At 73.6% G+C, this 26169-nt stretch carries 24 protein-coding genes; 12 read left to right on the top strand and 12 right to left on the bottom strand.

The features are described 5' to 3' along the window. Positions 1-177: 177 nt before the first annotated feature. The 3 genes from QSK22_RS01300 (at position 178) to QSK22_RS01290 (ending at position 3878) form a co-directional block, all read left to right on the top strand. Positions 178-972: an isoprenyl transferase gene (locus QSK22_RS01300; RefSeq protein WP_285492019.1), complete on the top strand. Its 795-nt coding sequence runs from the start codon at positions 178-180 to the stop codon at positions 970-972. A gap of 132 nt (positions 973-1104) precedes the next feature. After that, positions 1105-2463, top strand: coding sequence for an RNA 5'-3' helicase PhoH2 (phoH2, locus tag QSK22_RS01295; protein ID WP_285492018.1), 1359 nt, complete (start codon positions 1105-1107; stop codon positions 2461-2463). A 629-nt stretch (positions 2464-3092) separates the two neighbouring features. Beyond that, positions 3093-3878 carry an aggregation-promoting factor C-terminal-like domain-containing protein gene (locus QSK22_RS01290; RefSeq protein ID WP_502872260.1) on the top strand — a complete coding sequence of 262 codons (786 nt, stop codon included), beginning with the start codon at positions 3093-3095 and terminating at the stop codon, positions 3876-3878. A 34-nt stretch (positions 3879-3912) separates the two neighbouring features. Here QSK22_RS01290 and QSK22_RS01285 read toward each other — a convergent pair whose 3' ends face one another. From QSK22_RS01285 to QSK22_RS01275, 3 genes are all read right to left on the bottom strand, one after another. Then, positions 3913-5325 (bottom strand): class II fumarate hydratase, encoded by a 1413-nt coding sequence (locus QSK22_RS01285; RefSeq protein WP_285492016.1) that lies wholly within the window; start codon positions 5323-5325, stop codon positions 3913-3915. A 113-nt stretch (positions 5326-5438) separates the two neighbouring features. Next, positions 5439-6722 (bottom strand): serine/threonine-protein kinase, encoded by a 1284-nt coding sequence (locus QSK22_RS01280; RefSeq protein WP_285492015.1) that lies wholly within the window; start codon positions 6720-6722, stop codon positions 5439-5441. A gap of 93 nt (positions 6723-6815) precedes the next feature. Further along, positions 6816-8456: a fumarate hydratase gene (locus QSK22_RS01275; protein ID WP_285492014.1), complete on the bottom strand. Its 1641-nt coding sequence runs from the start codon at positions 8454-8456 to the stop codon at positions 6816-6818. 175 nt (positions 8457-8631) lie between these two features. On the opposite strand from QSK22_RS01275, the gene pdxR reads away from it, so the two are divergent. Together pdxR and QSK22_RS01265 are read left to right on the top strand one after the other, a co-directional pair. Continuing rightward, positions 8632-10155, top strand: a complete 1524-nt coding sequence (gene pdxR / locus QSK22_RS01270) for a MocR-like pyridoxine biosynthesis transcription factor PdxR (RefSeq protein WP_285492013.1) — start codon at positions 8632-8634, stop codon at positions 10153-10155. A gap of 29 nt (positions 10156-10184) precedes the next feature. Further along, complete coding sequence (locus QSK22_RS01265) at positions 10185-10415, top strand: hypothetical protein (protein ID WP_285492012.1); 231 nt, start codon at positions 10185-10187, stop codon at positions 10413-10415. Positions 10416-10468: 53 nt separating this feature from the next. Here QSK22_RS01265 and QSK22_RS01260 read toward each other — a convergent pair whose 3' ends face one another. The 3 genes from QSK22_RS01260 to QSK22_RS01250 all read right to left on the bottom strand — a co-directional run bounded on the left by QSK22_RS01260 (position 10469) and on the right by QSK22_RS01250 (position 13595). Next, positions 10469-11698, bottom strand: a complete 1230-nt coding sequence (locus QSK22_RS01260) for an MFS transporter (RefSeq protein ID WP_285492011.1) — start codon at positions 11696-11698, stop codon at positions 10469-10471. A gap of 128 nt (positions 11699-11826) precedes the next feature. Next, entirely contained in the window at positions 11827-12639 is an 813-nt protein-coding gene (locus tag QSK22_RS01255) for an ABC transporter permease (protein WP_285492010.1), read from the bottom strand. Next, complete coding sequence (locus tag QSK22_RS01250) at positions 12636-13595, bottom strand: ABC transporter ATP-binding protein (RefSeq protein ID WP_285492009.1); 960 nt, start codon at positions 13593-13595, stop codon at positions 12636-12638. The genes QSK22_RS01255 and QSK22_RS01250 overlap by 4 nt, the downstream gene beginning before the upstream one ends. Positions 13596-13802: 207 nt before the next feature. Between QSK22_RS01250 and QSK22_RS01245 the strand changes: the two genes are divergently transcribed. Next, positions 13803-14372: a DUF1707 SHOCT-like domain-containing protein gene (locus QSK22_RS01245; protein ID WP_285492008.1), complete on the top strand. Its 570-nt coding sequence runs from the start codon at positions 13803-13805 to the stop codon at positions 14370-14372. 63 nt (positions 14373-14435) lie between these two features. On the opposite strand, the gene glpX is transcribed toward QSK22_RS01245, so the two are convergent. Beyond that, positions 14436-15470, bottom strand: coding sequence for a class II fructose-bisphosphatase (glpX, locus tag QSK22_RS01240; protein ID WP_285492007.1), 1035 nt, complete (start codon positions 15468-15470; stop codon positions 14436-14438). A gap of 180 nt (positions 15471-15650) precedes the next feature. Here glpX and QSK22_RS01235 point away from each other — a divergent pair, with 180 nt between their 5' ends. Continuing rightward, positions 15651-16340: a TetR/AcrR family transcriptional regulator gene (locus QSK22_RS01235; protein ID WP_285492006.1), complete on the top strand. Its 690-nt coding sequence runs from the start codon at positions 15651-15653 to the stop codon at positions 16338-16340. A 20-nt stretch (positions 16341-16360) separates the two neighbouring features. Beyond that, a complete protein-coding gene (locus QSK22_RS01230; RefSeq protein WP_285492005.1) occupies positions 16361-17245 on the top strand; it encodes a DUF4245 domain-containing protein in 885 nt (294 codons plus the stop codon). A 24-nt stretch (positions 17246-17269) separates the two neighbouring features. On the opposite strand, the gene QSK22_RS01225 is transcribed toward QSK22_RS01230, so the two are convergent. Together QSK22_RS01225 and xseA are read right to left on the bottom strand one after the other, a co-directional pair. Further along, the gene (locus QSK22_RS01225; RefSeq protein ID WP_285492004.1) at positions 17270-17524 is read right to left on the bottom strand and encodes an exodeoxyribonuclease VII small subunit; all 255 of its coding nucleotides are present in this window, start codon (positions 17522-17524) and stop codon (positions 17270-17272) included. Positions 17525-17533: 9 nt separating this feature from the next. Continuing rightward, a complete protein-coding gene (gene xseA / locus QSK22_RS01220; protein ID WP_285492003.1) occupies positions 17534-18778 on the bottom strand; it encodes an exodeoxyribonuclease VII large subunit in 1245 nt (414 codons plus the stop codon). A 122-nt stretch (positions 18779-18900) separates the two neighbouring features. Between xseA and QSK22_RS01215 the strand changes: the two genes are divergently transcribed. Together QSK22_RS01215 and QSK22_RS01210 are read left to right on the top strand one after the other, a co-directional pair. Next, entirely contained in the window at positions 18901-19422 is a 522-nt protein-coding gene (locus QSK22_RS01215) for a MarR family winged helix-turn-helix transcriptional regulator (protein ID WP_352231396.1), read from the top strand. A gap of 10 nt (positions 19423-19432) precedes the next feature. After that, entirely contained in the window at positions 19433-20683 is a 1251-nt protein-coding gene (locus QSK22_RS01210; protein WP_285492002.1) for an MFS transporter, read from the top strand. A 66-nt stretch (positions 20684-20749) separates the two neighbouring features. Here the strand turns inward: QSK22_RS01210 and QSK22_RS01205 are convergent, their stop codons facing one another. Beyond that, a complete protein-coding gene (locus tag QSK22_RS01205) occupies positions 20750-21745 on the bottom strand; it encodes a DUF8129 domain-containing protein (protein WP_285492001.1) in 996 nt (331 codons plus the stop codon). Positions 21746-21928: 183 nt separating this feature from the next. On the opposite strand from QSK22_RS01205, the gene QSK22_RS01200 reads away from it, so the two are divergent. After that, positions 21929-22888, top strand: a complete 960-nt coding sequence (locus QSK22_RS01200; protein ID WP_285492000.1) for a 4-hydroxy-3-methylbut-2-enyl diphosphate reductase — start codon at positions 21929-21931, stop codon at positions 22886-22888. A 52-nt stretch (positions 22889-22940) separates the two neighbouring features. On the opposite strand, the gene QSK22_RS01195 is transcribed toward QSK22_RS01200, so the two are convergent. Further along, positions 22941-23504 carry a DUF6542 domain-containing protein gene (locus tag QSK22_RS01195; RefSeq protein ID WP_285491999.1) on the bottom strand — a complete coding sequence of 188 codons (564 nt, stop codon included), beginning with the start codon at positions 23502-23504 and terminating at the stop codon, positions 22941-22943. 56 nt (positions 23505-23560) lie between these two features. Further along, a complete protein-coding gene (locus QSK22_RS01190; protein WP_285491998.1) occupies positions 23561-24943 on the bottom strand; it encodes a DNA recombination protein RmuC in 1383 nt (460 codons plus the stop codon). Positions 24944-25098: 155 nt separating this feature from the next. Here QSK22_RS01190 and QSK22_RS01185 point away from each other — a divergent pair, with 155 nt between their 5' ends. Then, complete coding sequence (locus tag QSK22_RS01185) at positions 25099-26106, top strand: alpha/beta hydrolase (RefSeq protein ID WP_285491997.1); 1008 nt, start codon at positions 25099-25101, stop codon at positions 26104-26106. The last annotated feature ends 63 nt before the right edge of the window (positions 26107-26169 follow it).

The following is a 26169-nucleotide window of genomic DNA, read 5'->3' as shown; positions in this document are numbered from 1 at the left end:
CAAACGTCCAAGACGGTAGGACAACCCTTGCTCGCAAGCCATAATTGAGCCTCGTTCTCACTGGAGACGGCTGCTCGAAGGGAAGCCCACATGGGGGTTCGGTGGGGTGGGACGCGTCGTGTCGCGGGGTCCGGCGCGGGTCGTGACGCCGCCAAGGGGGACGGGCACCGGGCGCGCGTGACCTCGGCAGTCCGCCGCAGCGGCCCGTACGCGGCGATCCGCGACGCCGTCTACCGCATGTACGAGCGGCGCCTCGAGGCGTCGCTGCCCACCGACAACATCCCCCGCCACGTCGGGGTGATCCTGGACGGCAACCGCCGCTGGGCCCGCTCCATGGGCCTGACCGACGTCAGCACCGGCCACCGCGCCGGAGCCGACAAGATCTCCGACCTGCTGCACTGGTGCACCGAGGCCGGGGTCGAGGTGGTCACGCTGTGGCTGCTGTCCACCGACAACCTGTCGCGGCCCGCCGCAGAGCTCGACCCGCTGCTGGAGATCATCGAGAACACCGTGCAGAAGCTCGCCGCCGACGGCTGGCACGTCAAGCCGGTCGGCGCGCTGGACCTGCTGCCCGATAAGACGGCGCGTGTCCTGAAAGACGCCTATGAGGCCACATCCGGCGCCCCCGGCCTGATTGTGAACGTCGCAGTTGGGTATGGAGGTAGGCGTGAGATCGCTGATGCGGTGCGCTCACTGCTGTTTGAGCAGGCGAGCAAAGGCACCAGCATCGAGGAGCTCGCCGAGGTCCTCGAAGTCGAGCACATCGCAGAGCATCTCTATACGCGCGGCCAGCCCGACCCGGACCTGCTCATCCGCACCTCGGGGGAGCAGCGCCTGTCGGGGTTCATGCTGTGGCAGAGCGCCCACTCGGAGTTCTATTTCTGCGAGGTCCACTGGCCGGACTTCCGCAAGGTCGACTTCCTGCGGGCGCTGCGCTCCTACGCCGCGCGGCACCGGCGCTTCGGTTCCTGAGGATCACCCGCGGGAGCGCCCGCCGTTCCCGCCGATCGCCGCCCCGGGCGTCCCGGCGATCCGGCCGGTCCAGCCCGCGACGGGGGCGGACTGCGGCGCCACCGGCAAATCCCCTCTGCACAGGGAGATCGAGTGGCCACAACCTCCACGCGCCGGCCCCTTCCCGGGGGCTCCTCCGGGCCCGCACCCGACGGCTCGGTTCGGCGCACGTACGTCCTCGACACCAGCGTCCTGCTCGCCGACCCGGGGGCGATGACCCGGTTCGCCGAGCACGAGGTCGTACTCCCCGTCGTCGTCATCTCCGAGCTCGAGGCCAAGCGGCACCATCCGGAGCTGGGCTACTTCGCCCGGCAGGCCCTGCGCACCCTGGACGACCTGCGCGTCGCCCACGGGCGGCTGGACGCCCCGGTGCCGGTCGGGCACCTGGGTGGAACGGTCCGAGTCGAACTCAACCACTCCGACCCCGCCGTGCTCCCGGACGGGTTCCGGCTGGGCGACAACGACACCCGCATCCTGTCGGTGGCGGCCTGGCTGGCCCGGGAGGGCCGCGACGTGGTGCTGGTGTCCAAGGACCTGCCGATGCGGGTCAAGGCGTCGGCGGTGGGGCTGGCGGCCGAGGAGTACCGGGCCGAGCTGGCGGTGGTGGAGTCCGGCTGGACCGGGATGCGCGAGCTGGAGGTGCCCGCCGACCGGATCGAGGAGCTGTACGAGGCCGGCACGGCCGATCTGGAGGAGGCCCGCGACCTGCCCTGCCACACGGGCCTGCGGCTGCTGTCGGAGCGCGGCTCGGCGCTGGCCCGGGTGCAGCCCGACAAGTCGGTCCGGCTGGTGCGCGGCGACCGCGAGGTGTTCGGCCTGCGCGGCCGCTCCGCCGAGCAGCGGATCGCGCTCGACCTGCTGATGGACGAGGACGTGGGCATCGTGTCGCTGGGCGGCCGGGCCGGCACCGGCAAGTCCGCCCTGGCGCTGTGCGCGGGCCTGGAGGCCGTGCTGGAGCGCGGCCGGCACCGCAAGGTGGTGGTGTTCCGTCCGCTGTACGCCGTCGGCGGCCAGGAACTGGGCTATCTGCCGGGCACCGAGAACGAGAAGATGTCGCCCTGGGCGCAGGCCGTCTACGACACGCTGTCGGCGGTGACCACGCCGGAGGTCATCGAGGAGGTCCTCGACCGCGGCATGCTCGAGGTGCTGCCGCTCACCCACATCCGCGGCCGGTCCCTGCACGACGCCTTCGTGATCGTGGACGAGGCGCAGTCGCTGGAGCGCGGGGTGCTGCTGACCGTCCTGTCGCGCATCGGCGCGGGGTCGCGCGTCGTCCTCACCCACGACGTCGCGCAGCGCGACAACCTGCGGGTCGGTCGGCACGACGGGGTGGCCGCCGTGGTGGAGCGGCTCAAGGGGCATCCGCTGTTCGCGCATGTCACTTTGACGCGCTCGGAACGGTCGCCGATCGCCGAACTGGTGACCGACCTGCTCGGCGACGTGGGCGTCTGACGGTCGCGCGGGTCGCGCGCCGCGCCCCGGCGGTCCCGTGCGGGCCGCCGGGGCGCGGCGTTTTCCGAGACCGACTCGGGTGCGCAATGTGATCGTCTGACGCCGCTGCGTGTATCTGTGAGTAAGGTCACAAGATCGTGCGGCGTGTCGCGGAATCGCAGGTCCCGCACCCGTTTTGGGGGTGTTACCGGCGAGTTGACAACCGCCTCATCCATAGCATTCGTCGCATTCTTGTTGCGGAGCCTCCCTTTCCGTCGGGCATTGTGTCTCCCGGTAAGCACCCCCCGAGTGGGCCGGGGGTGGAAGCAGTTCGTGCGCGTGACCATGCGCGTGCGACCGTCGGAAGGACCGCCTTGTACGGAGACCGTCCCGGGTCCCCTAGGCGAGACGATCGACAGTCCCCACAGCCGGAGCCGCAGACGCCCTTCCAGGCGGCTCCCCAGCAGCTTCCGCGGCAGAGCCCCCACGAGAACGACGTGCGGGTCGCCGGGGTGTCCGCGCGTGCGGGCGACGGTTTCGGCGAGCCCGGCGGGGACACCGCCACGATGTCGGCCGTCCCGGCGGACGACCCGGCGCAGGCGCCCCACGGCGCCCCCGACGCCCCGCGCGACGAGATCGAGGTCGGCGGCATGCCCCAGCCGGGCGCGCCGCGCTCCCGCAAGCCCGCCAGGTCGCGCAAGCCCGCCCGGATCGGCAAGGCGCCCAAGGCTCCCAGGACGCCTAAGGCGGCCAAGGGGCCCGGCGAGCCGGGCCGCCCGGGCGGCGGGCGCACCGGGCTGAAGGTCGCCGCGGTGACGGCGGGTGCGCTGGTGCTGGTGGGCGGCGGCGCGGTCGCCGCGTTCGCCTTCACCGGCGGCGAGGAAAAGGCCGTCGTGCAGCCGTCCCCGCTGGCGGACGCCCCCAAGCAGCAGCCGACCGTGGACCTGGAGGCCCTGGAGGCCGCGCGCAAGAAGCAGGCGGTGGATCGCGCCTCCCGCAGCGCGCGCAAGGAGACCTCCAAGCGGCCCGCGCTGCTGCCCAAGGGCACGCCGATCCCGACCAAGACTCCCGAGAAGGAGAAGGAAGAGAGCGGGTCGGACGAGGCGCCGACGGCGGGCAACCCGATGCCCGCGGGCGAGGCGCAGGCGTACGCCAAGGCCATCATGGACAACTACGGGTTCAACCCCAGCACCCAGTTCGGGTGCCTGGTGAACCTGTGGAACAAGGAAAGCCACTGGAACTACCGCGCCAGCAACCCCTCCACCGGCGCGTACGGCATCCCGCAGGCGCTTCCGGGTTCCAAGATGGCCAGCGAGGGCGCCGACTGGCGCACCAACGCCAAGACGCAGATCCGCTGGGGGCTCAACTACATCAAGGGCCGGTACGGCAGCCCGTGCGCGGCGTGGCAGCACTCGCAGAGCACGGGCTGGTACTGACCGGCCGTCCGGCCCGACCGGACGCCGATCGTCGTCAGGAGCGCCGGGGCGGCTCGGCGTTGGCCATGGACAGCACGTCCAGGGCCGCGTCGAGCTGCTCCAGCGTGAGTTTGCCGGCGTCGACGTAGCCGCGTTCCAGCACCACCTCGCGGATGGTCTTGCGCTCGGCGAGGGCCTGCTTGGCGACCTTGGCGGCCTCCTCGTAGCCGATGTAGCGGTTGAGCGGGGTGACGATCGACGGGGACGACTCGGCGTATTCGCGCAGCCGCTCGGTGTTCGCCTCGATGCCGTCGACGCAGCGGTCGGCCAGCAGCCGCGCCGCGCTCGCCAGCAGGCCGATCGACTCCAGCAGGTTGCGGGCCAGCATGGGCAGCATGACGTTCAGCTCGAAGCTGCCGGACGCGCCGCCGAAGGCGACCGCCGTATCGTTGCCGATCACCTGGGCGGCCACCTGGGCCACCGCCTCGGGGATCACCGGGTTGACCTTGCCCGGCATGATCGAGGAGCCGGGCTGCAGGTCGGGCAGCCGGATCTCGGCCAGTCCGGCGCGCGGCCCCGAGCCCATCCAGCGCAGATCGTTGGCGATCTTGGTGAGGCCGACCGCGATGGTGCGCAGCGCCCCGCTGGCCTCCACCAGGCCGTCCCGGGCGCCCTGGGCCTCGAAGTGGTCGCGCGCCTCGGTCAGCGGCAGCCCGGTGGCGCGGGCGACCTCGGCGATGACGCGCGGCGCGAAGCCCTCGGGGGTGTTGATGCCGGTGCCGACGGCGGTGCCGCCCAGCGGCAGCTCGGCCAGCCGCGGCAGCACGGCCTCCAGCCGCTCCACCCCGTGCCGCACCTGCGCCGCGTAGCCGCCGAACTCCTGGCCGAGCGTGACGGGGGTGGCGTCCATCAGGTGGGTGCGGCCCGCCTTGACGACCGCGGCGAACTCGGCGGCCTTGCGGCCGAGCGCCGCCTCCAGGTGCCACAGCGCCGGGATCAGGTCGTTGACGACCGCGCCCGTCGCCGCGATGTGGATGGAGGAGGGGAACACGTCGTTGGACGACTGGGAGGCGTTGACGTGGTCGTTGGGGTGCACGGGACGGCCCAGCCGCTCCTGCGCCAGCGTCGCGATGACCTCGTTGGCGTTCATGTTGGACGACGTGCCGGACCCGGTCTGGAACACGTCGACGGGGAACTGGTCGTTCCAGCGGCCGGCGGCGACCTCCAGGGCGGCCTCGCGGATCGCCTCGGCCAGGTCCTTGTCCAGCACGCCCAGCTCGGCGTTGACGGTCGCGGCGGCCGCCTTGATATGGCCCAGCGCCGCGATGTGCGCGGGCTCCAGCGTCCGCCCGGAGATCGGGAAGTTCTCCACCGCGCGCTGCGTCTGCGCCCGCCACTTGGCGTCGGCGGGGACGCGCACCTCGCCCATGGAGTCGTGCTCGATCCGGAACTGCGCATGCTCGCTCATGGAAGGCCACCTCCGGCTTCGGATTCCACCGCTGCTCTCTCAGCAGCCCGAAGAAGGCCCTGTGCATTCCCGGCGGGGCCCGCCGCATGCGGTGCGGACGCGCGGACCGGCGGTCAGCTTCCGGGGGTCTGCTTGGTGACGGTGTAGCTCTGCCGGCGGCCCGGCTCGCCGAGCGGCTTGCGCTGCCCGTTGACCCACACGTCGCACGCGGACGCGTCGTGGATCACGACGTTGAGGCTGGGCCGGTCGTACTGGCGGACGTCCCCGCGCGCCAGCGTCTCGTCGGCGAGCACCTCCATGCCGTGGCCGGGCACCGATACGAAGATCTTGCAGTTGTCGGTGCGGGCCCGCACGACCAGGGCGGCGGACGCGGCGCCGGGCGGCGCGTCGCCGTCGTCGCCCGCCCGGGCCTGCGCGGCGGCCGTGGCGGGCTCGGTGGCGGGCGGGCCGGAGCTCTGCTTGGACATGCCGATGACCAGCGCGGTGACGCCGATGCCGCAGGACGCCACCGTCGCCCCGGCCAGTGCGATCGCGGCCACCATGCGCAGCCGCGGGGTGGGCGGCCGGCGGCCCGAGCGCGGCCCGGCCAGCGCCCGCTCCAGGCGGTCGGCCGCGCGGGCGTGGCTGAGCCGCCGGGCGGGGTTCTTGTCCAGCAGGCCGCTCACCACGGGCGCCAGCGGCCCGGCGTTGCGCGGGACGGGCGCGGGCTCGTTGGCCAGCGCGCTCAGGGTGGCCAGCACGTTGTCGCGCTCGAAGGGCGGGCGGCCCTCCAGCGCGGCGAACAGCGTGGCGCCCAGCGACCACAGGTCCGAGCGCGGGGTGGCCTGCTCGCCGGCGGCCACCTCCGGCGCCACGTACGCGGGCGACCCCATGAAATGCCCCGACTTGGTCAGGCTCGCCGACCCGGCCGGGGAGCACAGCCCGAAGTCGGTGAGCACCGCCCGGTCGCCGTCCAGCAGCACGTTGCCGGGCTTGATGTCGCGGTGCACGATGCCGGCGCGGTGCGCGGCCGCCAGCGCGTCCAGCAGCTGGCGGCCGATGGGGCCGACCCGCTCGGGCGGCAGCGGGCCGGACTCGTGGATGATCTGCTCCAGGCTGGGCGCCTCGACCAGCTCCATCACGATCCACGGCCGGCCCTGCTCGATCACCACGTCGTAGACCTCGACGATCGACGGGCTGCGCAGCTGGGCCGGGGCCCGCGCCTCGCGCAGGGTCCGCCGGTAGAAGACGATGCGGTCGTCCTCGGACAGGTCCTCGGGCACCCGCAGCTCCTTGATCGCCACGGCGCGGTCGAGAAGGTCGTCGTGGCCCTTCCAGACCGTGCCGTGGGCGCCCTGGCCTATGCGCGAGACCAGCCGGTAGCGCGTCGCGAGAACGAGGCGCTCTGACCGAGACATGGCGGACAAGATACCGGAGGGACCCTCCGTCACCCGGCGGTGTGAGGCAGTTTGTTGAGGTGTCGGGTGAAATGCCGCCGACGTCCGGCGCCGTTACCGCCGCCCGATCGTCAGCAGCGGGCCGGTGGTGTCGGCGAAGAAGTCGTTGCCCTTGTCGTCCACCACGATGAACGCCGGGAAGTCGACCACCTCGATCTTCCAGACGGCCTCCATGCCCAGCTCCGGGTACTCCAGGACCTCCACCTTCTTGATGCAGTCCTGCGCCAGCCGCGCGGCCGGGCCGCCGATGGAGCCCAGGTAGAAGCCGCCGTGCTTCTTGCACGCGTCGGTGACCTGCTGCGACCGGTTGCCCTTGGCCAGCATGACCAGCGACCCGCCCGCCGCCTGGAACTGCTCGACGTAGGAGTCCATGCGGCCGGCGGTGGTCGGGCCGAACGAGCCGGAGGCGTACCCCTCGGGCGTCTTGGCCGGGCCCGCGTAGTAGACGGCGTGGTCGCGCAGGTACGACGGCATCGGCTCGCCCGCGTCCAGCCGCTCCTTGATCTTGGCGTGCGCGATGTCGCGGGCCACCACCAGCGGCCCGGTCAGCGACAGCCGGGTCTTGACCGGGTAGCGGGTGAGCTCGGCGCGGATCTCGTCCATCGGCCGGTTCAGGTCGATGCGCACCACCTCGCCGTCCAGCTCGTCGTCGGTGGTGTCGGGCAGGAACCGGGCCGGGTCGGTCTCCAGCCGCTCCAGGAACACGCCCTCCGCGGTGATCTTGCCGAGGGCCTGCCGGTCGGCGCTGCACGACACGGCGATCGCCACCGGGCAGGACGCGCCGTGCCGGGGCAGCCGCACCACGCGCACGTCGTGGCAGAAGTACTTGCCGCCGAACTGCGCGCCGATGCCGAGCCGCTGGGTCAGCTCGAACACCTGCTGCTCCAGCTCCAGGTCGCGGAAGCCGTGGCCGAGCGGGGAGCCCTCGGTGGGCAGCGTGTCCAGGTAGCGCGCGGAGGCGTACTTGGCGGTCTTGAGCGCGTACTCGGCGGACGTGCCGCCCACCACGATCGCCAGGTGGTATGGCGGGCACGCCGCCGTGCCCAGCGAGCGGATCTTCTCCTCCAGGAAGGACATCATCCGCTTGGGGTTCAGGACGGCCTTGGTCTCCTGGTACAGGAACGACTTGTTGGCGCTGCCTCCGCCCTTGGCCATGAACAGGAACTTGTAGGCGTCGTCGGACGTGGCGTACAGCTCGATCTGCGCGGGTAGGTTGTTGCCGGTGTTCTTCTCCTCCCACATGGTCAGCGGCGCCATCTGGGAGTAGCGCAGGTTCAGCCGGGTGTAGGCGTCGTACACGCCGCGGGAGATGTGCTCTTCGTCGCGGCCGTCGGTGAGCACGTGCCGGCCCCGCTTGCCCATGACGATCGCGGTGCCGGTGTCCTGGCACATCGGCAGCACGCCGCCGGAGGCGATGCCCGCGTTCTTCAGCAGGTCCAGCGCCACGAACCGGTCGTTGGGGCTGGCCTCGGGGTCGTCCAGGATCTTGCGCAGCTGCGCCAGGTGCGCGGGCCGCAGCAGGTGCGCGATGTCGCGCATCGCGGTCTCGGTGAGCAGCCGCAGCGCCTCCGGCTCGACCTGCAGGAACCTCCGCCCGCCCGCCTCGAACGTCGACACGCCCTCGGACGTCAGCAGCCGGTACTCGGTGTCGTCCGGGCCGGTCGGCAGCAGGTCGGTGTAGGAGAACTCGGGCATCGATGTACCTCGCGCGCTGTCTTGCTCGCGGGCGCGCACCCGGCTGGGGAGCGGCCCGGGCTTCCGGTGGGGCCGCCCTACAGCGTACGACCGCCGCGCCGGTAAGGCGGCGCTGGGGCACGGGCCTCATGGTCCACGGGTGACGGGATACGGCGTCGGGAACGCTGAACCTGATGTGACGGATCTGCATCTTCCCCTCGACCGGTCCGCCGGACGGCTGGCCGCACAGATAGCCGCAGGATTCCGCGCGGCGATCCGCTCGGGGCGGCTGGCCCCGGGGACGCGGCTGCCGTCCAGCCGTGACCTTTCCCGTGACCTCGACGTCTCCCGCGGTGTGGTGGTCGCCGCCTACGAGCAACTGGTCGCCGAGGGCTTCCTCCTCGCGCGGCGCGGGGACGGCACGCGGGTCGCGCCCCTGGCCCGCCCCGACGAGCCCCCGCCGCCCCGCCTCGCCCCCTGGGACGCCGCGCACACCGCCCCCGGCCCGCAGCCGAAGGCCACCGTGCGCAGGGCGCCCGCCGTCGACGCGCCGTCCCACGGCAGCGGGACGGCCGCGGTGGACGAACCCGCCGCCGTGCCGCGGGACGCGCGCTTGGAGTTCACCTACGACCTGTGGCCCGGCCTCCCCGACCTGTCCGCCTTCCCGAGAGCGCGCTGGCTGGCGACGATGCGCGCGGTACTGCGCGACGTGCCGAACGAGGACCTGGCCTACCCCGACCCGGCGGGCGTGCCCGCGCTGCGCGCGGCACTGGCCGCATACCTCGGCCGGGTCCGCGCCCTGCACGCCGAGCCGAGGCAGGTGCTGGTGATGAACGGGGTGGCGCAGGGCCTTGCGATCACGGTGCGGCTGCTGGCCGAGGAGGGGCACCGCGTCCTGGCCGTGGAGGACCCCACGAGCGTGCGGCAGCTGCCGATGCTGGAGGCGGCCGGGATGCGGCTGGAGCGCGTCCCGGTGGACCGCGACGGCCTGGACGTCGACGCGCTCGCCCGCACCCGGGCGCGCGCGGTGCTGGTGACGCCCGCGCACCAGTACCCCACCGGCGTGGTGATGGCCCCCCACCGCCGCGCCGCCCTCGTCGCATGGGCGCGCAGGACGGGGGGCGTCATCCTGGAGGACGACTACGACGCCGAGTTCCGCTACGACCGCGATCCCGTCGGGTGCATCCAGGGCATCGCGCCCGAACACGTCGTGCTGTTCGGGTCGGTGAGCAAGTCCCTGGCCCCGGCCATGCGGCTGGGCTGGGCCGTGGCGCCGCCGCACCTGGCCGAACGGCTGCGCGCCTACCGCGCCCACACCGACCTCGGCAGCCCCGCACTGGAGCAGCACGCGCTGGCGCGCTTCATCGCCGACGGCGGATACGACCGGCACTTGCGGGTCATGCGGCGGCAGTACCGCTCCCGCCGCGACGCCCTGGTGTCGGCGCTGCGCACCCACGTGCCCGACGCGGTGGTGCGCGGCATCTCCGCCGGGATCCACCTGTACCTGGAGCTGCCCAGGGGATGCGACGAGGAGGCCGTCGTCGCGTCCGCAGCCCGCGCCGGGGTGGCGGTGGCGGGGGCGACGCCGATGTGGTCGGCCGCGCGCGCCGGGCTGGCCGCGCCCGCGCTGGTGCTCGGCTACGCCCGGCTGCCGGAGGCGCGCCTGGCGCGCGCCGCCGAACTGTTGGGCAGGGCGGTTACGGAGGGTACAGGAGGGTAGGAAGAGGCTTCCCGCACAAGGAGGTATGGATGAGCCTGGACGAGGCCGCTCGGCAGCTCAAGATGGCCGTTCACGACGCGCAGGTGGCGTTCGACTGTGTCGGGCTCGGCGACCTCGACCGGGCCCAGGAGCACGCGGTCACCGCCAGGGCCGCCGTGAACGCCGCCGAGGCCGCCCTCGCTCGCGCGCAGCAGGACCTGACCCCCGAGGAGGCGCAGGCCGCGGGGGAGCGCGCCGTCACCGCCCTGGAAGACGCCTGAACCCGACCGGCGCCCCGTTGCGCGGCCCGGCCGGCGCCGTCCGGCCCACCGCGTCACACGGCCGGGCGCTCCATCGCCGGAGCGTCCGGCCGGGCCGCCCCGTCCACCACCGGGTCGAAGCCCCGCGCGGTGGCGAACACCAGCAGCACCAGCACCGTCGGCACGACGAACGCCAGCCGCAGCCCGTGGTCGGGGTCGAGGGGCGCGATCGCCCCCACGACGGCGGCGCCCAGCACGAACCCCACGTAGTTGAAGACGTTGACCCGCGCCACGGCCACGCCCAGCCCCGTCGGGTCCACCTTGCCCGCCGCCGAGTACGACACCGGCACGATCACGCTGAGGCCCAGCCCCGCCACGCCGAACGCGGCGATGGCGACGGTTGCGTTGGGCGCGGCCACCACGCCCGCCATCCCCGCCAGGCCGACCGCCCCGCCCACGCGCACGACCCGCACCGCGCCCCACCGCCGTACGCCGAAGTCGGCCACCGCGCGGCTGACCACCATCGCGATCTGGTAGGCCACGTAGCCCAGCGGCGCCACCCAGTCGCTGCCGGACAGCTCGTCCTCCAGGTACAGGGCGCCGTAGTTGGACAGGGCGGCGTCGGCGAGGTACGCCACGGCCATCGCCGTGCCCACCACCAGGATCGGGCGCCACGGGACGCTGCGTCCGGCCGCCTTCAGCTCCTCGGCGCTCGGCCCGTCGCCCTCCTCGTGCTTGCGGTACAGCAGGTGGCCGGTGCACAGCGTCCCCGCCAGCCCCGCCGCCGCGGCCGCGGCGAAGCAGGCCGGCAGCGGCAGGTCGAGCCGGTTGGACAGCGACGCCCACAGGCCGCCGAGGATGCCCGCGACGCTCCACACCGCGTAGCAGCCGGTGATCAGACTCATGCCGTAGCGCCGCTCGACCGCGACGCCCTGGGCGTTCATCGCCGCGTCCACCGCCCCGACGAACAGGCCGAACAGCGCGACCGCCGCGTACAGCGGCACGTCCGCGTCGCCGGTCGCCCCGATCAGCACGATCGCCGCGCACACCGCCGGCTGCGCCACCCGCAGCACCGGCCCGCTGCCGGCGCGCGCGAACACCGCGCCCGCCAGCACGCTGCCCAGCCCGGCGACCAGCGGGACGGCCAGCAGCACCAGCGACAGCGCGACGTCGCCGAGGTGGTGCGCCTTCTGAATGCGCGGCACCTGGGTCACCAGCGCGGCGAAGCACAGGCCCTGCACGCCGAACGCGGCGTAGGCGGCCAGCCGCGCCCGCCGGTCCCGACCGGTGATCCGCACGGTCATCCGGCGCCCGCCTCTCCGCCCACCCGGGCCGAAGATGAGAAAGTTTCGCGTCAGGGCGGCAGCGTACCGCAGCGCCTCCGCCGCGCGAATCCCCCGGCCGGACGGTCTCGAGGCGCCGAGACGGCGTTTCAGTCGATGAGGCGGCGGCGCATGCCGCGCACGGCCAGCAGCCACATCAGCGCGGAGAACACCACCAGCAGGGCCAGATGCCCCACGTCGGCCGCCGGACGCAGCCCGAACACCGCGTGCCGCACCAGCTCCACGCAGTGGAACAGCGGATTGGCCATCGCCACGTACTGCGCCCACCGCGGCAGCGCGTCCACCGGGAAGAAGGTGCCCGCCACCAGGAACAGCGGCGTCACCACACCGGTGATCACGTAGTCGAACGAGTTGATGGACGGCACGACCGTGGACGTCCACATCCCGAACAGCGCGAACCCCAGCGACAGCCAGAACACCACGAACGGCACCAGCAGCATGCCCGGCGCCGGGTCCAGCCCGAAGAACAGCGCCACCACCAGCGGCGTGCACGAGTACACCGACGACTTGGCCGCGATCCACAGCGCCTCGCCGGCGACCAGCTCGTGCACGTCCACCGGCGTGGCCAGGATCGCATCGTAGGTGTGCTGGAACACCCGCCGGATGTAGCCGTTGAACATCCCGGGGAACACGGCGGTGAACAGCGCGGCGATGCCCACCACGCCGGTCGCCATGAAGTCCAGGTAGCGCATGCCGGACACCACCGCGACCAGCGACCCGAACCCGTAGCCGAACGCCAGCAGGTAGAACGTCGGCTCGACGGTCGCGGCGAACGTCTGCGACCTCCAGTAGCGGCGGAACAGCGCCAGCTCGTGCCGCCAGATCCCGCCCACCGGCGCCAGCTCGAAGCGGCGCAGCGGACGCGGCGGCGCGACCCGCTCGGCCGCGCGGTCGGCGGTCATTCCACACTCTCCCCGGTGAGCAGCACGAACACGTCCTCCAGGGTGGCGGCGCGGCGAACGCCGTCCGGCCCCAGCTCCTCGGCCAGCGACGGCGGCATCGCCTCGGCCTTCAGCACCGACACCGACGGGCCGGTGCGCCGGGTCGCCAGCCCCGCCGCGTGCGCCAGCCGCTCGACCTCCGCCAGCCGCTCCGGCGGGCCGAAGTGCTCGACGACCTGCCGCCCGGCGTGCTCGGCGATCAGCTCGGCCGGCGCGCCCCGCGCCACCACCCGGCCGCGCGACATCAGCGCGCAGTCGTCGGCCAACCGCTCGGCCTCCTCGATGTAGTGCGTCGACATCAGCACCGTCGTGCCGTGCGAGCGCAGCCCGTCGATCAGCCCCCACAGCTCGGCGCGCACCTGCGGGTCCAGGCCCACGGTCGGCTCGTCCAGCAGCACCAGTGCGGGCCGGTGCACCAGCCCGCGCGCGATCAGCAGCCGCCGCCGCATCCCGCCCGACAGGTCGTCCACCTTGGTGTGCGCCCGGCCGGTCAGGTGCGCCAGGGCCAGCGCGTCGTCCACCGCCGCCCGCCGCTCGCGCCGCGGCACCCGGTACAGGTGCGCGAACACCTCCAGGTTCTCCCGGGCGGTCAGCTCCTCATCCAGGTTGTCCTGCTGCGGGACGACGCCCATCGCCGCGCGCACCCGCTTGGACTCGCCCGGCACCGGCAGCCCCAGCACCCGGATCGCGCCCTCGTCGGCGATCGCCTGGGCGGTGAGCAGCTTCATCGTGGTCGACTTGCCCGCGCCGTTGGGGCCCAGCAGGCCCAGGCAGGTGCCGGGCGCGACCTCCAGGTCGAGGCCGTCCACGGCGGTGAAGTCGCCGAAGCGCTTGACGACCCCCCGCATGCTGATCGCGGCCGTACCCCCCTCGGCAGAGGCCCGGACGGAGGTCTGCGCACCACGCTGAACGGCCATGAGCGTCACTCTAGGTACAGATCGGGCAAATCCCTACAGATTTTTCCGGGACGTTGACGATCTTTTCCGCCACCGCTCCCGACGCGGCATTCCCCGCCGCTTTCGACACGGTCCGCGAGCCTCTCGGGATCCGGCGGGGCAGGCGCGGACGGCGGCTACTCTCTAAGCGTGGAGACCCCCAGCCGACGGCCCACAAGCGAACCGAGCGTGCGTGACCTGCGCGCCTCCGACGCCGACCGGGAACGCGTGGCGGCCGTGCTGCGGGAGGCCCTGGCCGACGGGCGCCTCACGATCGACGAGCACGCCGAGCGCACCGAGCGCGTCTACGCCGCCCGCACCCTCGGCGACCTCACCGGCCTCACCGCCGACCTCGGTCCCCAGGAGACCCAGCCGATCGTCGTCGACGACCGCCCGGTGTCGGTCATGTTCGGCCGGACGCGGCGCGAGGGCCGGTGGGTGGTCCCGGTTCGGCTGCCGCTGCTGGCGCTGTTCGGCACCGTCGAACTCGACCTGCGGCAGGCCGTGCTGCAGCGGCGGCACGTGGTGCTGGACGCCATGGTGCTGGGCGGCCGCATCCGCCTGCTGGTGCCCGACGGGGTCCGGGTGAACGTCACCGGGCGCACCGTCCTCAGCACCCGCGACGTGCGCACCCGCTCCGGCAACGAGGGCCCCACGGTCGAGATCGGCGGCACGATGATCTTCGGGTCGGTGCGGGCCCGCACCCCGAAGCGCACCCTGCGCGACCGCGTCCGCGGCCGCCTGCAGCGCCGCCGCTGAGCCGGACCGCTGAGCCGGACCATGCGGCCGGGCCGCCGTGCCGCGGCCCGGCCGCCGGCGCCGCTACTGCGCGGTGTCGAAGTTGATCGCGCTGTAGGCCCGCAGCTTGCTCAGCTTGTGCTCGCTGGTGATCGAGCGGATGGTGCCGCTGCGCGAGCGCATCACCAGCGAGTGCGTGACCGCGGTGCCCTTGCGGTAGCGCACGCCGTCCACCAGCTCGCCGTCGGTGATGCCGGTGGCGGCGAAGAACACGTCGTCGGAGGTGACCAGGTCGTCGGTGGTCAGCACCCGGTCCAGGTCGTGCCCGGCGGCCAGGGCCTTCTCCCGCTCCTCGTCGTTGCGCGGCCACAGCCGGCCCTGCAGCACCCCGCCCAGCGCCTTGATCGCGCAGGCCGCGATGATCCCCTCCGGGGTGCCGCCGATACCCAGCAGCAGGTCCACGCCGGTGCCCTCGCGCGCCGCCATGATCGCGCCGGCCACGTCCCCGTCGGTGATGAACTTGATCCGGGCGCCGGCGGCGCGGACCTGCCGGACGATGTCCTCGTGCCGCGGCCGGTCCAGGATCACCACGGTCACGTCGTGCGGCGAGGAGCCCTTGGCCTTGGCGACGGCGGCGATGTTGTCGGCGATCGGGCGTTCGATGTCCACCACGTCGGCGGCCTCCGGGCCGGTGGCCAGCTTCTCCATGTAGAACACGGCCGACGGGTCGTACATCGACCCGCGCGGCGCCACCGCCAGCACCGCGATCGCATTGCCCATGCCCATCGCGGTCAGCCGGGTGCCGTCGATCGGGTCCACGGCCACGTCGCACTCGGCGCCGCTGCCGTCGCCCACGTGCTCGCCGTTGTACAGCATCGGGGCGTTGTCCTTTTCGCCCTCGCCGATCACCACCACGCCCCGCATCGCCACGGTGTTGATCAGCTGGCGCATGGCGTTGACGGCGGCGCCGTCGGCGCCGTTCTTGTCGCCGCGGCCCACCCAGCGGGCGGCGGCCATGGCGGCGGCCTCGGTCACCCGGACCAGCTCCAGGGCCAGGTTGCGGTCCGGCGCCGCGGGCTCGGTGACGAGCGGGGAGTGGACGGTGGTCTCGTGCGACATGACGGCGGCCTTTCGGTCGGTGATCTCCGTGGATTGTCGGCGCGCCCCGTCCAGGGTCACAAATTGGACCAGACCAGACATGGCGCATGCGGGATCCAATACCCCGAACGGTCCGTTTTTGACGGACCGGGCATCGGCGGAGCGCGCTCCACCGGCCCGGAGGGCGTAATCTCAGGGCTCATGAGCAGCGAGATCGATGTCCCCTCCGGCCGGGTCGCCGCGGAGGGCGGTGCGGCCGCGGCCGGTACCCGCGCGGACACCGGCGGCGAGGCCCCCGCGCGAACCTCCGACCGCGGCGCCGCCACGCGCAGCGCGCTGCTGGCCGCCGCGCGGGACGTGTTCTGCGAGGCGGGCTTCGCCCAGGCCGCCGTCACCGACATCGTCGCCAAGGCGGGGGCCAGCGTCGGCAGCCTCTACCACCACTTCAACGGCAAGGCGGACCTGTACCTCACGCTGTTCGAGGAGTTCCAGGTCCGCCAGCAGGAGCGCACCCGGGAGGCGGTGAACCGGGCGCGCGAGGCCGGGGAGACCGATCCCATGCGGCTGTTCATCGCCGGGGCGCGCGCCTACCTGGACGGCTGCCTGGCCGAACGCGATGTGGCCCGGCTGTTCATCTCCGGCGACGGCCCGCCCGGCTTCGACCGCGTCATGCGCCAGCGGCTCAACAAGTGGGCCCGCCGCAACGCCGCCCTGTTCCACACCGCCGACGGGGGCGTGGACGAGGCGCTGGTCGTCGTGCTGACCGGGGCGATGGCGGGCGCGGTGTCGGAGATCTCCCTCAGCGACGACGAGGCGGCCTCGCGCGCGCTCGCCGCCGACGTGATGGCCATCGTGTCGACGATCCACAACCCCCGGACGCAGCACCGCTGACCGTGCGGGATCCTGGGACCGTGAGCGAGAAGACCCCAGCGACGACTGAAGCGCCGCCGAGCGACGCCCAGCCGAGCGACGCCCAGCCGAGCGACGCCCAGCCGAGCGACGCCCAGCCGAGCGACGCCCGGCCGAGCGACGCGGTGCCGGGCGGCACCGCTCCCGACGACGCCGGGAACGCCGCCGCCGACGATGCCGCCAACGCTGCCGGCGACGCCGCCGCGGGTGACGCCGCTGCGGGCGAGCAGGCGGCGGCGCGGGCCGAGGCGCCGGGCGGCGGCCGGGCCGAGGCCGAGGGGCCGGTCCGGGTGAGCCCCGCAGTCTACAAGCGGCTGACCACCGGGCTGGGCGGGTTCACCATGGCGATGGGCGCCTGCCTGCTGCTCGTCGCGGCGATCTACCTGATCACGCCGCGCAGCCACAAGGAGGTCCTGCCGACCGTCGACTACCAGAGCCAGCTGTGGGCGATGCGCAGCGACGCCCCCTACACCGTGTACGCGCCCGAGAACCTGCCGCCCACGTGGCGTCCCACCAGCTCGCGGCTGCACGGCCTGGGCGAGGGCAAGGGGCCGGTGGCGTGGCATCTGGGGTTCGTCACCCCCAGCGACGAGTACGCGGCGCTGGAGCAGAGCAACGAGAAGGCGTCCGAGTACGTCCCCCGGATGACCAACAACAAAAAGCCGATCGGCACCCAGCAGGTCAACGGCGTCACCTGGACCAAGTACCACCGCAAGGACAAGAAGGCCAACTCTCTGGCGCGCACCCTGCCCAACGGGGTGAGCCTGGTGGTGACCGGCACGGCCTCCTACGAGGAGCTGGCGGTGCTGGCCGCGTCCCTCAAGCCGCAGCCCCGGCAGACCGGCGGCGTCCCGGTGCCCGCGGCCTCGCCGTCGAACCCGTCCTGAGGACGAGACGACCGCGTGGCGGCCTCAGAAGGGGGCGTCCGGGCCGTCACCGTCCGCGGGCTCGCTCATCGCCGCGGCCAGACGCGCGCGGGCGCCTTCGAGCCACTCCTCGCAGATCGCGGCGAGCTTCTCGCCGCGCTCCCACAGGCCGAGCGACTCCTCCAGCGTGAGCCCGCCCGCCTCCAGCCGCCGCACGACCTCGGCCAGCTGGTCACGGGCCTGCTCGTAGGACAGCCGCTGCTCACCTGGGCCGTTTCGGGCGAAGTTCTCCTCGGTCACCGTTCAACCTTAGTCGTCGGCGGAGTCGTCGGCGGGGCCGCCGCCGGAGTCGTCGCCGGTGGCGGTGACCGCGATGCGGCCGTCGGCCAGCCGCACCAGCAGCCGCTCGCCGGCGCCGACCGCCCCGGCCTCGCGCACCACCGCGCCGTCCTCGCGCTGCACGATCGCATACCCGCGGCGGAGCGTCGCGGCGGGGGAGAGGGCGACCAGCCGCGCCCGGGTGTGCGTCAGCTCGTCGTCGGCGCGGTCCAGGGCGGCGGTCAGGCAGCGGCGGGCCCGGTCGCGCAGCGCGCGCACCTGCTCGTCCTGCCGTTCGATCTCGCGGACCGGGTCGGCCAGCGCCGGCCGCGACCGCATCGCCTTCAGCCACGCCAGCTCCCGCTCCACGGCCCCGGCCAGGCAGCGGCGGCCGCGGTCGCGCAGCTGCCGCACGTACTGCAGCTGCTCGCGCACGTCCGGGACGACCTTCTTGGCCGCGTCGGTGGGCGTGGACGCCCGCACATCGGCCACCAGGTCCAGCAGCGGGGTGTCCTGCTCGTGCCCGATGGCGCTGACCACGGGGGTGCGGCAGGCCGCTACCGCCCGCACCAGCGCCTCGTCGGAGAACGGCAGCAGGTCCTCCATGGATCCGCCGCCGCGGGCGATGACGATCACATCGACCCCGGGGTCGGCGTCCAGCCTGCGCAGCGCCTCCATCACCTCGCCGACCGCGTACGAGCCCTGCACGGCGACGTTCTCCACCTGGAACGCCACGGCGGGCCAGCGCCGCCGGGCGTTGCGCAGCACGTCGTGCTCGGCGTCGGAGTCGCGCCCGCAGATCAGGCCGACCTTGCCGGGCAGGAACGGCAGCGGCCGCTTGCGCTCGGGCCGGAACAGCCCCTCGGCCGCCAGCACCCGCTTGAGCCGCTCCAGCCGGGCCAGCAGCTCGCCGACGCCGACCGGCCGCACCTCCAGGGCGGCCAGCGAGAACGTCCCCCGGTTGAGCCAGAAGTCGGGCTTGGCGTGCAGCACCACCCGGGCGCCGTCGGCCACCGCGGGGCCGGCCGCCTCGAACACCGCGCGCGGCCCCACGACCCGCACCGACATGTTGGCCACCGGGTCGCGCAGCGTCAGGTAGACCGTGCCGCCGCGGGCGTTCAGGTCGGTGATCTGCCCCTCGACCCAGATGCGGCCCAGGCGCCCGATCCAGCCGCCGACCGCCTGCAGGACGGTGCGGACCGGCACCGGCGACTCCGCCGAGGTCTCCATCGCCATGCAGGCAGCCTATGCCGCCCGTGCCGGGCCGCGGTCCGGCACGCTGGTGTGACCGGACTCACCCGAATAGTTAGCCAAACTAAGTTAGACTGCCTAAGTATCTGTCCGTGAGGTGACCTTCCGTGACAGCGTCCGAGCCCGTGTCCTCGTCGGCACCGTCCCGTCCGGCGCCGGCGCCCGTAACGCCCCCGGCCGGGCAGGCACCGCCGCACCGGCGGCCCACCGACGCCGACCGCGCGCTCGCCGACCAGTTCAACCGGCGCATGCGCGACGTCGTCCTGCTGCTGCGCAGGGTGTCCGCCGACCAGCCCATCACCGCCCAGCAGCTGTCCGTGCTGGGCTCGCTGGAGGCCGGGCCGCGCCGGATGACCGAGCTCGCCGCCGAGCACGGCGTCCGGCTTCCGACCATGACCGCCCAGATCAACCGGCTGGAACGGGACGGGCTGGTCGCGCGGGGCCGGGACGCCGCCGACGCGCGCGTCGTCACCGCCCGGCTCACCGAGACGGGCACCGGCCTGCTGCGCGCCGGGCGCGAACGCCGCCTGGCGTTCCTGGCCGACCGGTTCGCCGCCCTCAGCGACGAGGACCGCGCGGCCGTGGCCGCGGCGCTGCCCGCCCTGGAACGGCTCCTCACCGTCCCCTGAAAGGAGCTTCATGCACCCGACGCCCCCCGGCGCCCCGTCCGCCTCCGAGCAGGCGGCGCGGCGCGGCGGCATCCTGCGCCAGCCGCTGGCGGTCTGGGCCACCGCCTTCGCCGCCGTCGTCGCCTTCATGGGCATCGGCCTGGTCGATCCCATCCTGCCCGCCATCGCCGAAGGTTTGCACGCCTCGCCCAGCCAGGTCTCCCTGCTGTTCACCAGCTACTTTTTGATCACGGCGGTGGCGATGCTGGTCACCGGCTGGGTGTCCAGCCGCATCGGCGGCCGCCGTACGCTGCTGGCCGGGCTGGCGCTGGTGGTCGTGTTCGCCTCGCTGGCGGGCACGTCCGACACGGTGGGCCAGCTGGTCGGCTTCCGCGCCGGCTGGGGGCTGGGCAACGCACTGTTCGTGGCCACCGCCCTGGCGGTGATCGTCGGGGCGGCCAGCGGCGGCGCCGAGTCCGCGATCATCCTCTACGAGGCGGCACTCGGCCTCGGCATCTCGATGGGCCCGCTGCTCGGCGCGCTGCTCGGCGACATGAACTGGCGCTACCCGTTCTTCGGCACCGCCGCCCTGATGGCCGTGGGCTTCCTGCTGATCGCTGCGCTGCTCGGGCCGACGCCCCCGCCGGAGCGGCGGACCAGGCTGACGGACCCGATCCGCGCGCTCGCCCACGGCGGCCTGTCGACCACCGCGTTCACCGCGCTGTTCTACAACTACGCGTTCTTCACCGTCCTGGCCTTCACCCCGTTCGTCCTGGGCATGGACGCGCACGGCATCGGCCTGGTGTTCTTCGGCTGGGGCGTGCTGGTGGCGCTGACGTCGGTGTTCGGCGCGCCGTTCCTGCAGCGCCGTATTGGAACGGTCCGAGTGATGCACCTGGCGCTCGGGCTGCTCGTGCTGTGCCAGCTCGGCCTGGCGCTGACCGGCCACACCGGGATCATCATCTCCACGATCCTGTGCGGCATCCCCATCGGCCTGAACAACACCGTTTTCACCGAGGCCGCCATGGAGGTCTCCGACGCGCCCCGCCCGGTCGCCTCGGCGGGCTACAACTTCGTCCGCTGGCTCGGCGGCGCTGTCGCCCCGTACATCGCCGGACGGCTCGGCGAGGAGATCAACTCGGATGTGCCGTACTACGTCGGCGCGGTCAGCTGCCTGATCGCCGTGCTGATCCTCGTCCTGCGCCGGCACCACCTGCGCGACCTGGAGCGCGTGGACATCGACCACGCCTTCCAGGAGAACCCGCTGCCCAGCCGCACCTGAACCCCTGGACACGCGACGGCCCCCGGGGGACGTGTTCCCCGGGGGCCGTTCGCATGCCGCCGTCGGTCAGTGGAGGCCGTTGAGCTTGGCGATGCGGCGCTCGTACATGCGCAGCACGTCGGCGCGGGCCGCGTGCTTGCTCTCGTACTCGCGCAGCAGCTTCACCTGGTCGACCGTCAGGCCGCGCAGCCGGGCGCGCAGCTGCGGCAGCGTGGCCTGGTCGTAGTTGGGCACCGGCAGGTCCTCGGCGACCTTCTCGGCCTCGGCCTGCGCCGCGGGCCTCGACTCGGGGCGCGGCTCGAACCGCGCCTCGTCCTTCGCCTCGTCCTTCGCCTCGGCTTCGGGTTCGGGCTCGCGCTCGGCCCGCGGTTCCGGCTCGGGGGCGGGCTTCGGCGCCGGCTCGGCCTCCGCCTCGGGAGCGGGCTTGGTCTCAGAGAGCGGCTCGGCTTCGGAAGCCGGCTTGGTCTCGGAGAGCGACTTGGCCTCGGGGGCAGGCTTGGTCTCGGAGACCGGCTCGGCTTCGGGCGTCGGCTTGGTTCCAGGTGCCGGCTCGGTCGCGGCCTCGGGCTTCGGGGCCGGCTTGGGCGCGGGCTCCGGCCGGGGCCTGGTGGCCGCGGGCTTGCCCACGGAGATCTCGCCGCCCGCGGTGTGGGCCGCCGGCCTCGGCCGCGCCGCCGGCCCGGTCCGGGCGGGCCGCGAGGTCACCCGGCTGCGCGCGGGCGCCGGGGACGGCGCGGACGCGCCCTCGCCGCCGCGCACGCGCTCCACCACCTGGCCGACGACCTTCTCGGCGGTCTGCCGCACGTCCGAGCCCAGCCGGCTCAGCACCGGACGAACCCCGCCGCCCTCGGTCAGCTCCTTGTAGTCCCTGGTCAGCCGGTCGCTCAGCAGCAGCGCCCGGCCCACCCCGAACATGGCCAGACGGACGGCGTGCAGCGGGAGATCGCGAACCTGCTCGCCGACGGTGTCACGGACCCGCTCCTTGAGGCGGCGCGGCGATCTCGTCATCGTCATCCACTCCCTGCTGTCGGGATCCTTGGCCCGGTCGGTCGGCCACCGCATCGTTCGTCACCTTTCACTCTGCCGCATCGGTGCAAGAGCGGTCACCCCGGGGTTAATGGAATGCCGTCCAACAAGCGCGTGGAGTGAGTCACAGCGAGCCGGCCTCGCCGGAGCCCTCCCCCGCGGGGGGGCGGGACGCCGACGGCCGTACGGGACCGGCGATGCGGCCCGTACGATAGGGCCATGACCTCCACCAGCCAGCGCAAGGTCCTGCTCGCCAAGCCACGCGGTTACTGCGCGGGTGTGGACCGCGCCGTGCAGACGGTCGAGATCGCCCTCGACAAGTACGGTCCGCCCATCTACGTGCGCAAGCAGATCGTCCACAACGTGCACGTCGTCAAGACGCTGGAGGAACGCGGCGCGATCTTCGTGGACGAGACCGAGGAGGTCCCCGAGGGCGCCATCGTGATCTTCTCCGCGCACGGCGTCGCCCCCGTCGTGCACGACGAGGCGCGCAGCCGCAGCCTGCGCACCATCGACGCCACCTGCCCGCTGGTCACCAAGGTGCACAAGGAGGCGGTCCGGTTCGCCAAGGAGGACTACGACATCCTCCTGATCGGGCACGAGGGCCACGAGGAGGTCATCGGCACCACCGGCGAGGCGCCCGACCACATCCACCTGGTGGACGGCCCCGACGACGTCGCAGGCGTCCAGGTCCGCGACCCCGAGAAGGTCGCCTGGCTGTCGCAGACCACGCTGTCGGTGGACGAGACGGTCGCCACCGTCGAGAAGCTGCGTGAGCGGTTCCCCAAGCTGGTGGACCCGCCGTCCGACGACATCTGCTACGCCACCCAGAACCGGCAGACCGCCGTCAAGGAGATCGCGGCCCGCGCCCAGCTGGTCATCGTGGTCGGCTCGGCGAACTCGTCCAACTCCAAGCGGCTGGTGGAGGTCGCCAAGGAGCACGGCGCCGACGACGCTCACCTGGTCGACTACGCCGAGCAGATCGACCCGGCCTGGCTGGAGGGCGTCACCACCGTCGGCGTCACCAGCGGCGCCTCCGTCCCCGAGGAGCTGGTGCAGGGCGTGCTGGCCTGGCTGGCCGAACGCGGCTACGGCGACGTCGAGGAGATCGAGTCGGTCCAGGAGAGCATGCGCTTCGCCCTGCCGCACGAGCTGCGCAAGGACCTGCGCTCCGCCTGACGGCCCGCGCGGCGCCGCCGGGGGCGCGGTTCGGCTGCGCCCAGGCCGCGGTTCAGTCGACCTCGCCGTGGTGGAGGCGGCGGCGGTCGCGGGGGGAGTCCGGCGACTCGTCCCACCGGACCGGGTTCTCGTTCTCCTCCTCCTCGAACAGCCGCGTACGGGCCAGCTTGGCGCGCAGCTCCCGGACGTTGGCCGGCAGCCCGCGCGGCAGCGACAGCAGCAGCACCAGCAGCGTCCCCAGGAACAGCCACGGCGCCGTGGTGGCCAGGGATGTCAGCACGCCCACCGTCACCCCGCGCAGCATCGACCCCTGCCCCAGGGTGGTCAGGAACTCGGCCAGGACGGTCGCCGCCAGGAACACCAGCGGCGGGCTGACCACCAGCGTCAGCAGGTCGGCGGGACGGGTGGTCAGGACCGCCAGCACGCACCCGGCGACGAAGCCCGCCCCCGCCGGCAGCTCCCAGTCCAGCCACCGCGACAGCAGCGCGCCCACCAGCCCGGCGGCGAAGATCACCACGATGCCGCCGCGCCCGGTCAGCGTGGTCGGCGAGCCGCCCGGCCCGCCCGCCCGGGAGCGTGCGGCGGCGCCGCGCCCGCGCCGGCTTCCACGTCGCACAGCTCTCCCCGGGGCAGGCGAGGCGTCCTCCGACGCGTCGCGTACCGTCGATGAACTCATTGCCACCTCTTTCGCCGATCAATCTGATCAGGGATGGCCCGTCCGCCGAAACCTACCGGTTCGGTCGCCTGCCCCGGCCGGGAACGCCCGTCTCCGCCCGGCTCCCCGCCGGCCGCCCCGCCGCGCTCGTCCCCGGCGGTGCTCCCGCCCGCGGCGCCGTCGCCGGTGTCGCGGAACTCGGCGGCCGACAGGGCGCGCGGGCTCTCCTGCACCGGTTCGGGGCCGTCCAGCGCCGCCTCCACCACCCCCAGCTCGTTCAGGCGGCGGGCGCTGACCAGCACACGCGTCTCCAGCGAGCCGACCGTGCGGTTGTAGGACCGGACGGCGTTCGTCAGCGAGCGGCCCAGCTCGTCCACGTGCCGGCCCATCGTGCCGAGCCGCTCGTACAGTTCCTTGCCGAGCTCGAACACCGCGCGCGCGTTGCGCGACAGGGCCGCCTGCTGCCAGGCGTAGGAGGCGGTCCGCAGCATCGTGATGAGCGTGGTCGGCGTGGCGATGTGCACCCGGCGGCTCATCGCGTACTCCAGCAGGCCGGGGTCGCGGTCCAGCGCAGGTGCGAGGAACGCCTCGCCCGGGATGAACAGCACGACGAACTCGGGGGCGGGGCTGAACGCCTGCCAGTACGACTTGGCGGCCAGGCGGTCCACGTGGTCGCGCAGGTGCCGGGCGTGCGCGTCCAAGCGCGCGCGCTCCACGGCGGGGTCGTCCGCTTCGGCCGCCTCCAGGTACGCGGCCAGGGAGACCTTGGAGTCCACGACGATGCTCTTTCCGCCCACGAGCCGCACCACCATGTCGGGACGCACCGTCCCGTCCACCGTGGACGCGGCGGCCTGCTCGTCGAAGTCGCAGTGGTGGGTCATCCCGGCGAGCTCCACCACGCGGCGAAGCTGCAGCTCGCCCCACCGCCCCCGTGCCTCGGGACGTTGCAGCGCCCGCACCAGCGTCCGGGTCTCGTTGCGCAGCTGCTCGGAACTCTGCCGGACGAAGTCGACCTGCTTGGCCAGCATCGCATGCGACTCGCGGCGGCCCGTCTCGACCTCGCGCAGCTGCTCCTCCACCTTGGCCAGCGTCTCGCGCAAGGGGGCCACCAGGTGCTCCACCGCCTGCTTGCGGCGTTCCAGCTCGCCCGCGGCCTCCGCCTCCGCCGCCTTCAACCGCGCGTCGGCCAGTTCCAGGAAGCGCTCGTTGCTGGCGTCGAGCGCACGCGCGGACAGGCTCTCGAAGCGCTCGGCCATCCGCTCCTCGGCGTAGGCCAGCTTCTCCTCCGCCGCCCTGGCACGGGCCATGAGACCGGCCTGGCGGCCGGTGGCGAGCGCGAAACCGACCACCACGCCGAGGGCGGCCCCCAGCAGCAGGCCGGCGAACAGCGCGAGATCCATCCGTTCATCGTGACAGCGCGGCCCGGCACCGCCGGGAGCGACGCGCCGGACGACGCCGCCCCGGACAAATGACCTGAGCGACTACTTACACCCGTGAAGCGGGCGCGGTAGCGTCCGATGGCGCCGGTGTGGCCGCCACGGAGGAGACCGACAGGATGACGACCAGCACCAGCCCAGGGCCGCTACGTCTCGTCGCGGCGACGGCGGCGCAGCGCAGAGTCGCCCGGACGCTGGCGATGGAACCGGGCGGCCCGCCCACCCTGCGCGCCCGCATCGCGGGCCAGGTCGTCCGCGCCACGGTGAAGACCGCCTGGCAGTGCGCCCCCGACTCCCCGGCGGGCATGACGCGCATGCAGCGCGTCGTCGGCGCCGTCGCGCGCCTGCAGGCCGTCCCGCCCGGGGTGTCCACGGCCCCGCAGGACCTGGGGGCGTGCACGGCCGAGTGGGTGCGCGCCGGTACGCCCGACGAACGGCGCGTCGTCCTCCACCTGCACGGCGGCGCGTACTTCTTCGGCAGCCCCCGCCTGTACCGTCCGTTCAGCTGGCGCCTGTCGGCCGCGACGGGACGCCCCGTGCTCGCACTGGACTACCGGCTGGCGCCCCGCCACACCCCCGCCGACGCCCTGGAGGACGCGCTCGCCGCCTACGACTTCCTGCTGCACCGCGGGTACAGGGCGCGGGACGTCGTCGTCGCCGGGGACTCCGCCGGTGGGCACCTGACGCTCGCGCTGCTGCTGGAGCTGAAGAAGCGGGGCGCGCCCCTGCCCGCCGCCGCGGTCTGCCTGTCCCCGTGGGTCGATCTGTGCTGCGAAGCCGACTCGCACCGCCTCAACCGCCGTACCGAGTACCTCCTGCCCGCGGACAAGCTCGCGCGGCTCGGCCGCCGGTACTGCCGCGGGAAAGACGACGACGATCCCGTGTTCTCCCCGCGGCGCGGCGACCTGTCGGGCCTGCCGCCGCTGATGGTCATGGCCAGCGGCGCGGAGATCCTGCGCGACGACGCCCGCGACGTGGCCGCGCGGGCGCGCGCGGCCGGGGTGCACGCCGTCTACCAGGAATGGGACGGCCAGGCGCACGTCTTCCCGCTGTTCGCCGGGTTCGTGCCCGAGGGCAGGGCGGCCTTCCGGCACATCGCCGAGTTCCTGCGGGCCGCAAAGGCCTGAGCCGTCCGCCCGCGGGCCGCCCGCCGGCCGCCCGTCCGGGGTCCGGCCGGCGTCTTGGGGCCC

Origin of the sequence: Actinomadura sp. NBRC 104425 (genome assembly GCF_030269545.1) — a bacterium.
Lineage (GTDB): Bacteria > Actinomycetota > Actinomycetes > Streptosporangiales > Streptosporangiaceae > Spirillospora > Spirillospora keratinilytica.
Note: the sequence above shows the minus strand (reverse complement) of the source record. Positions and strands in the feature narration are given on the sequence as shown.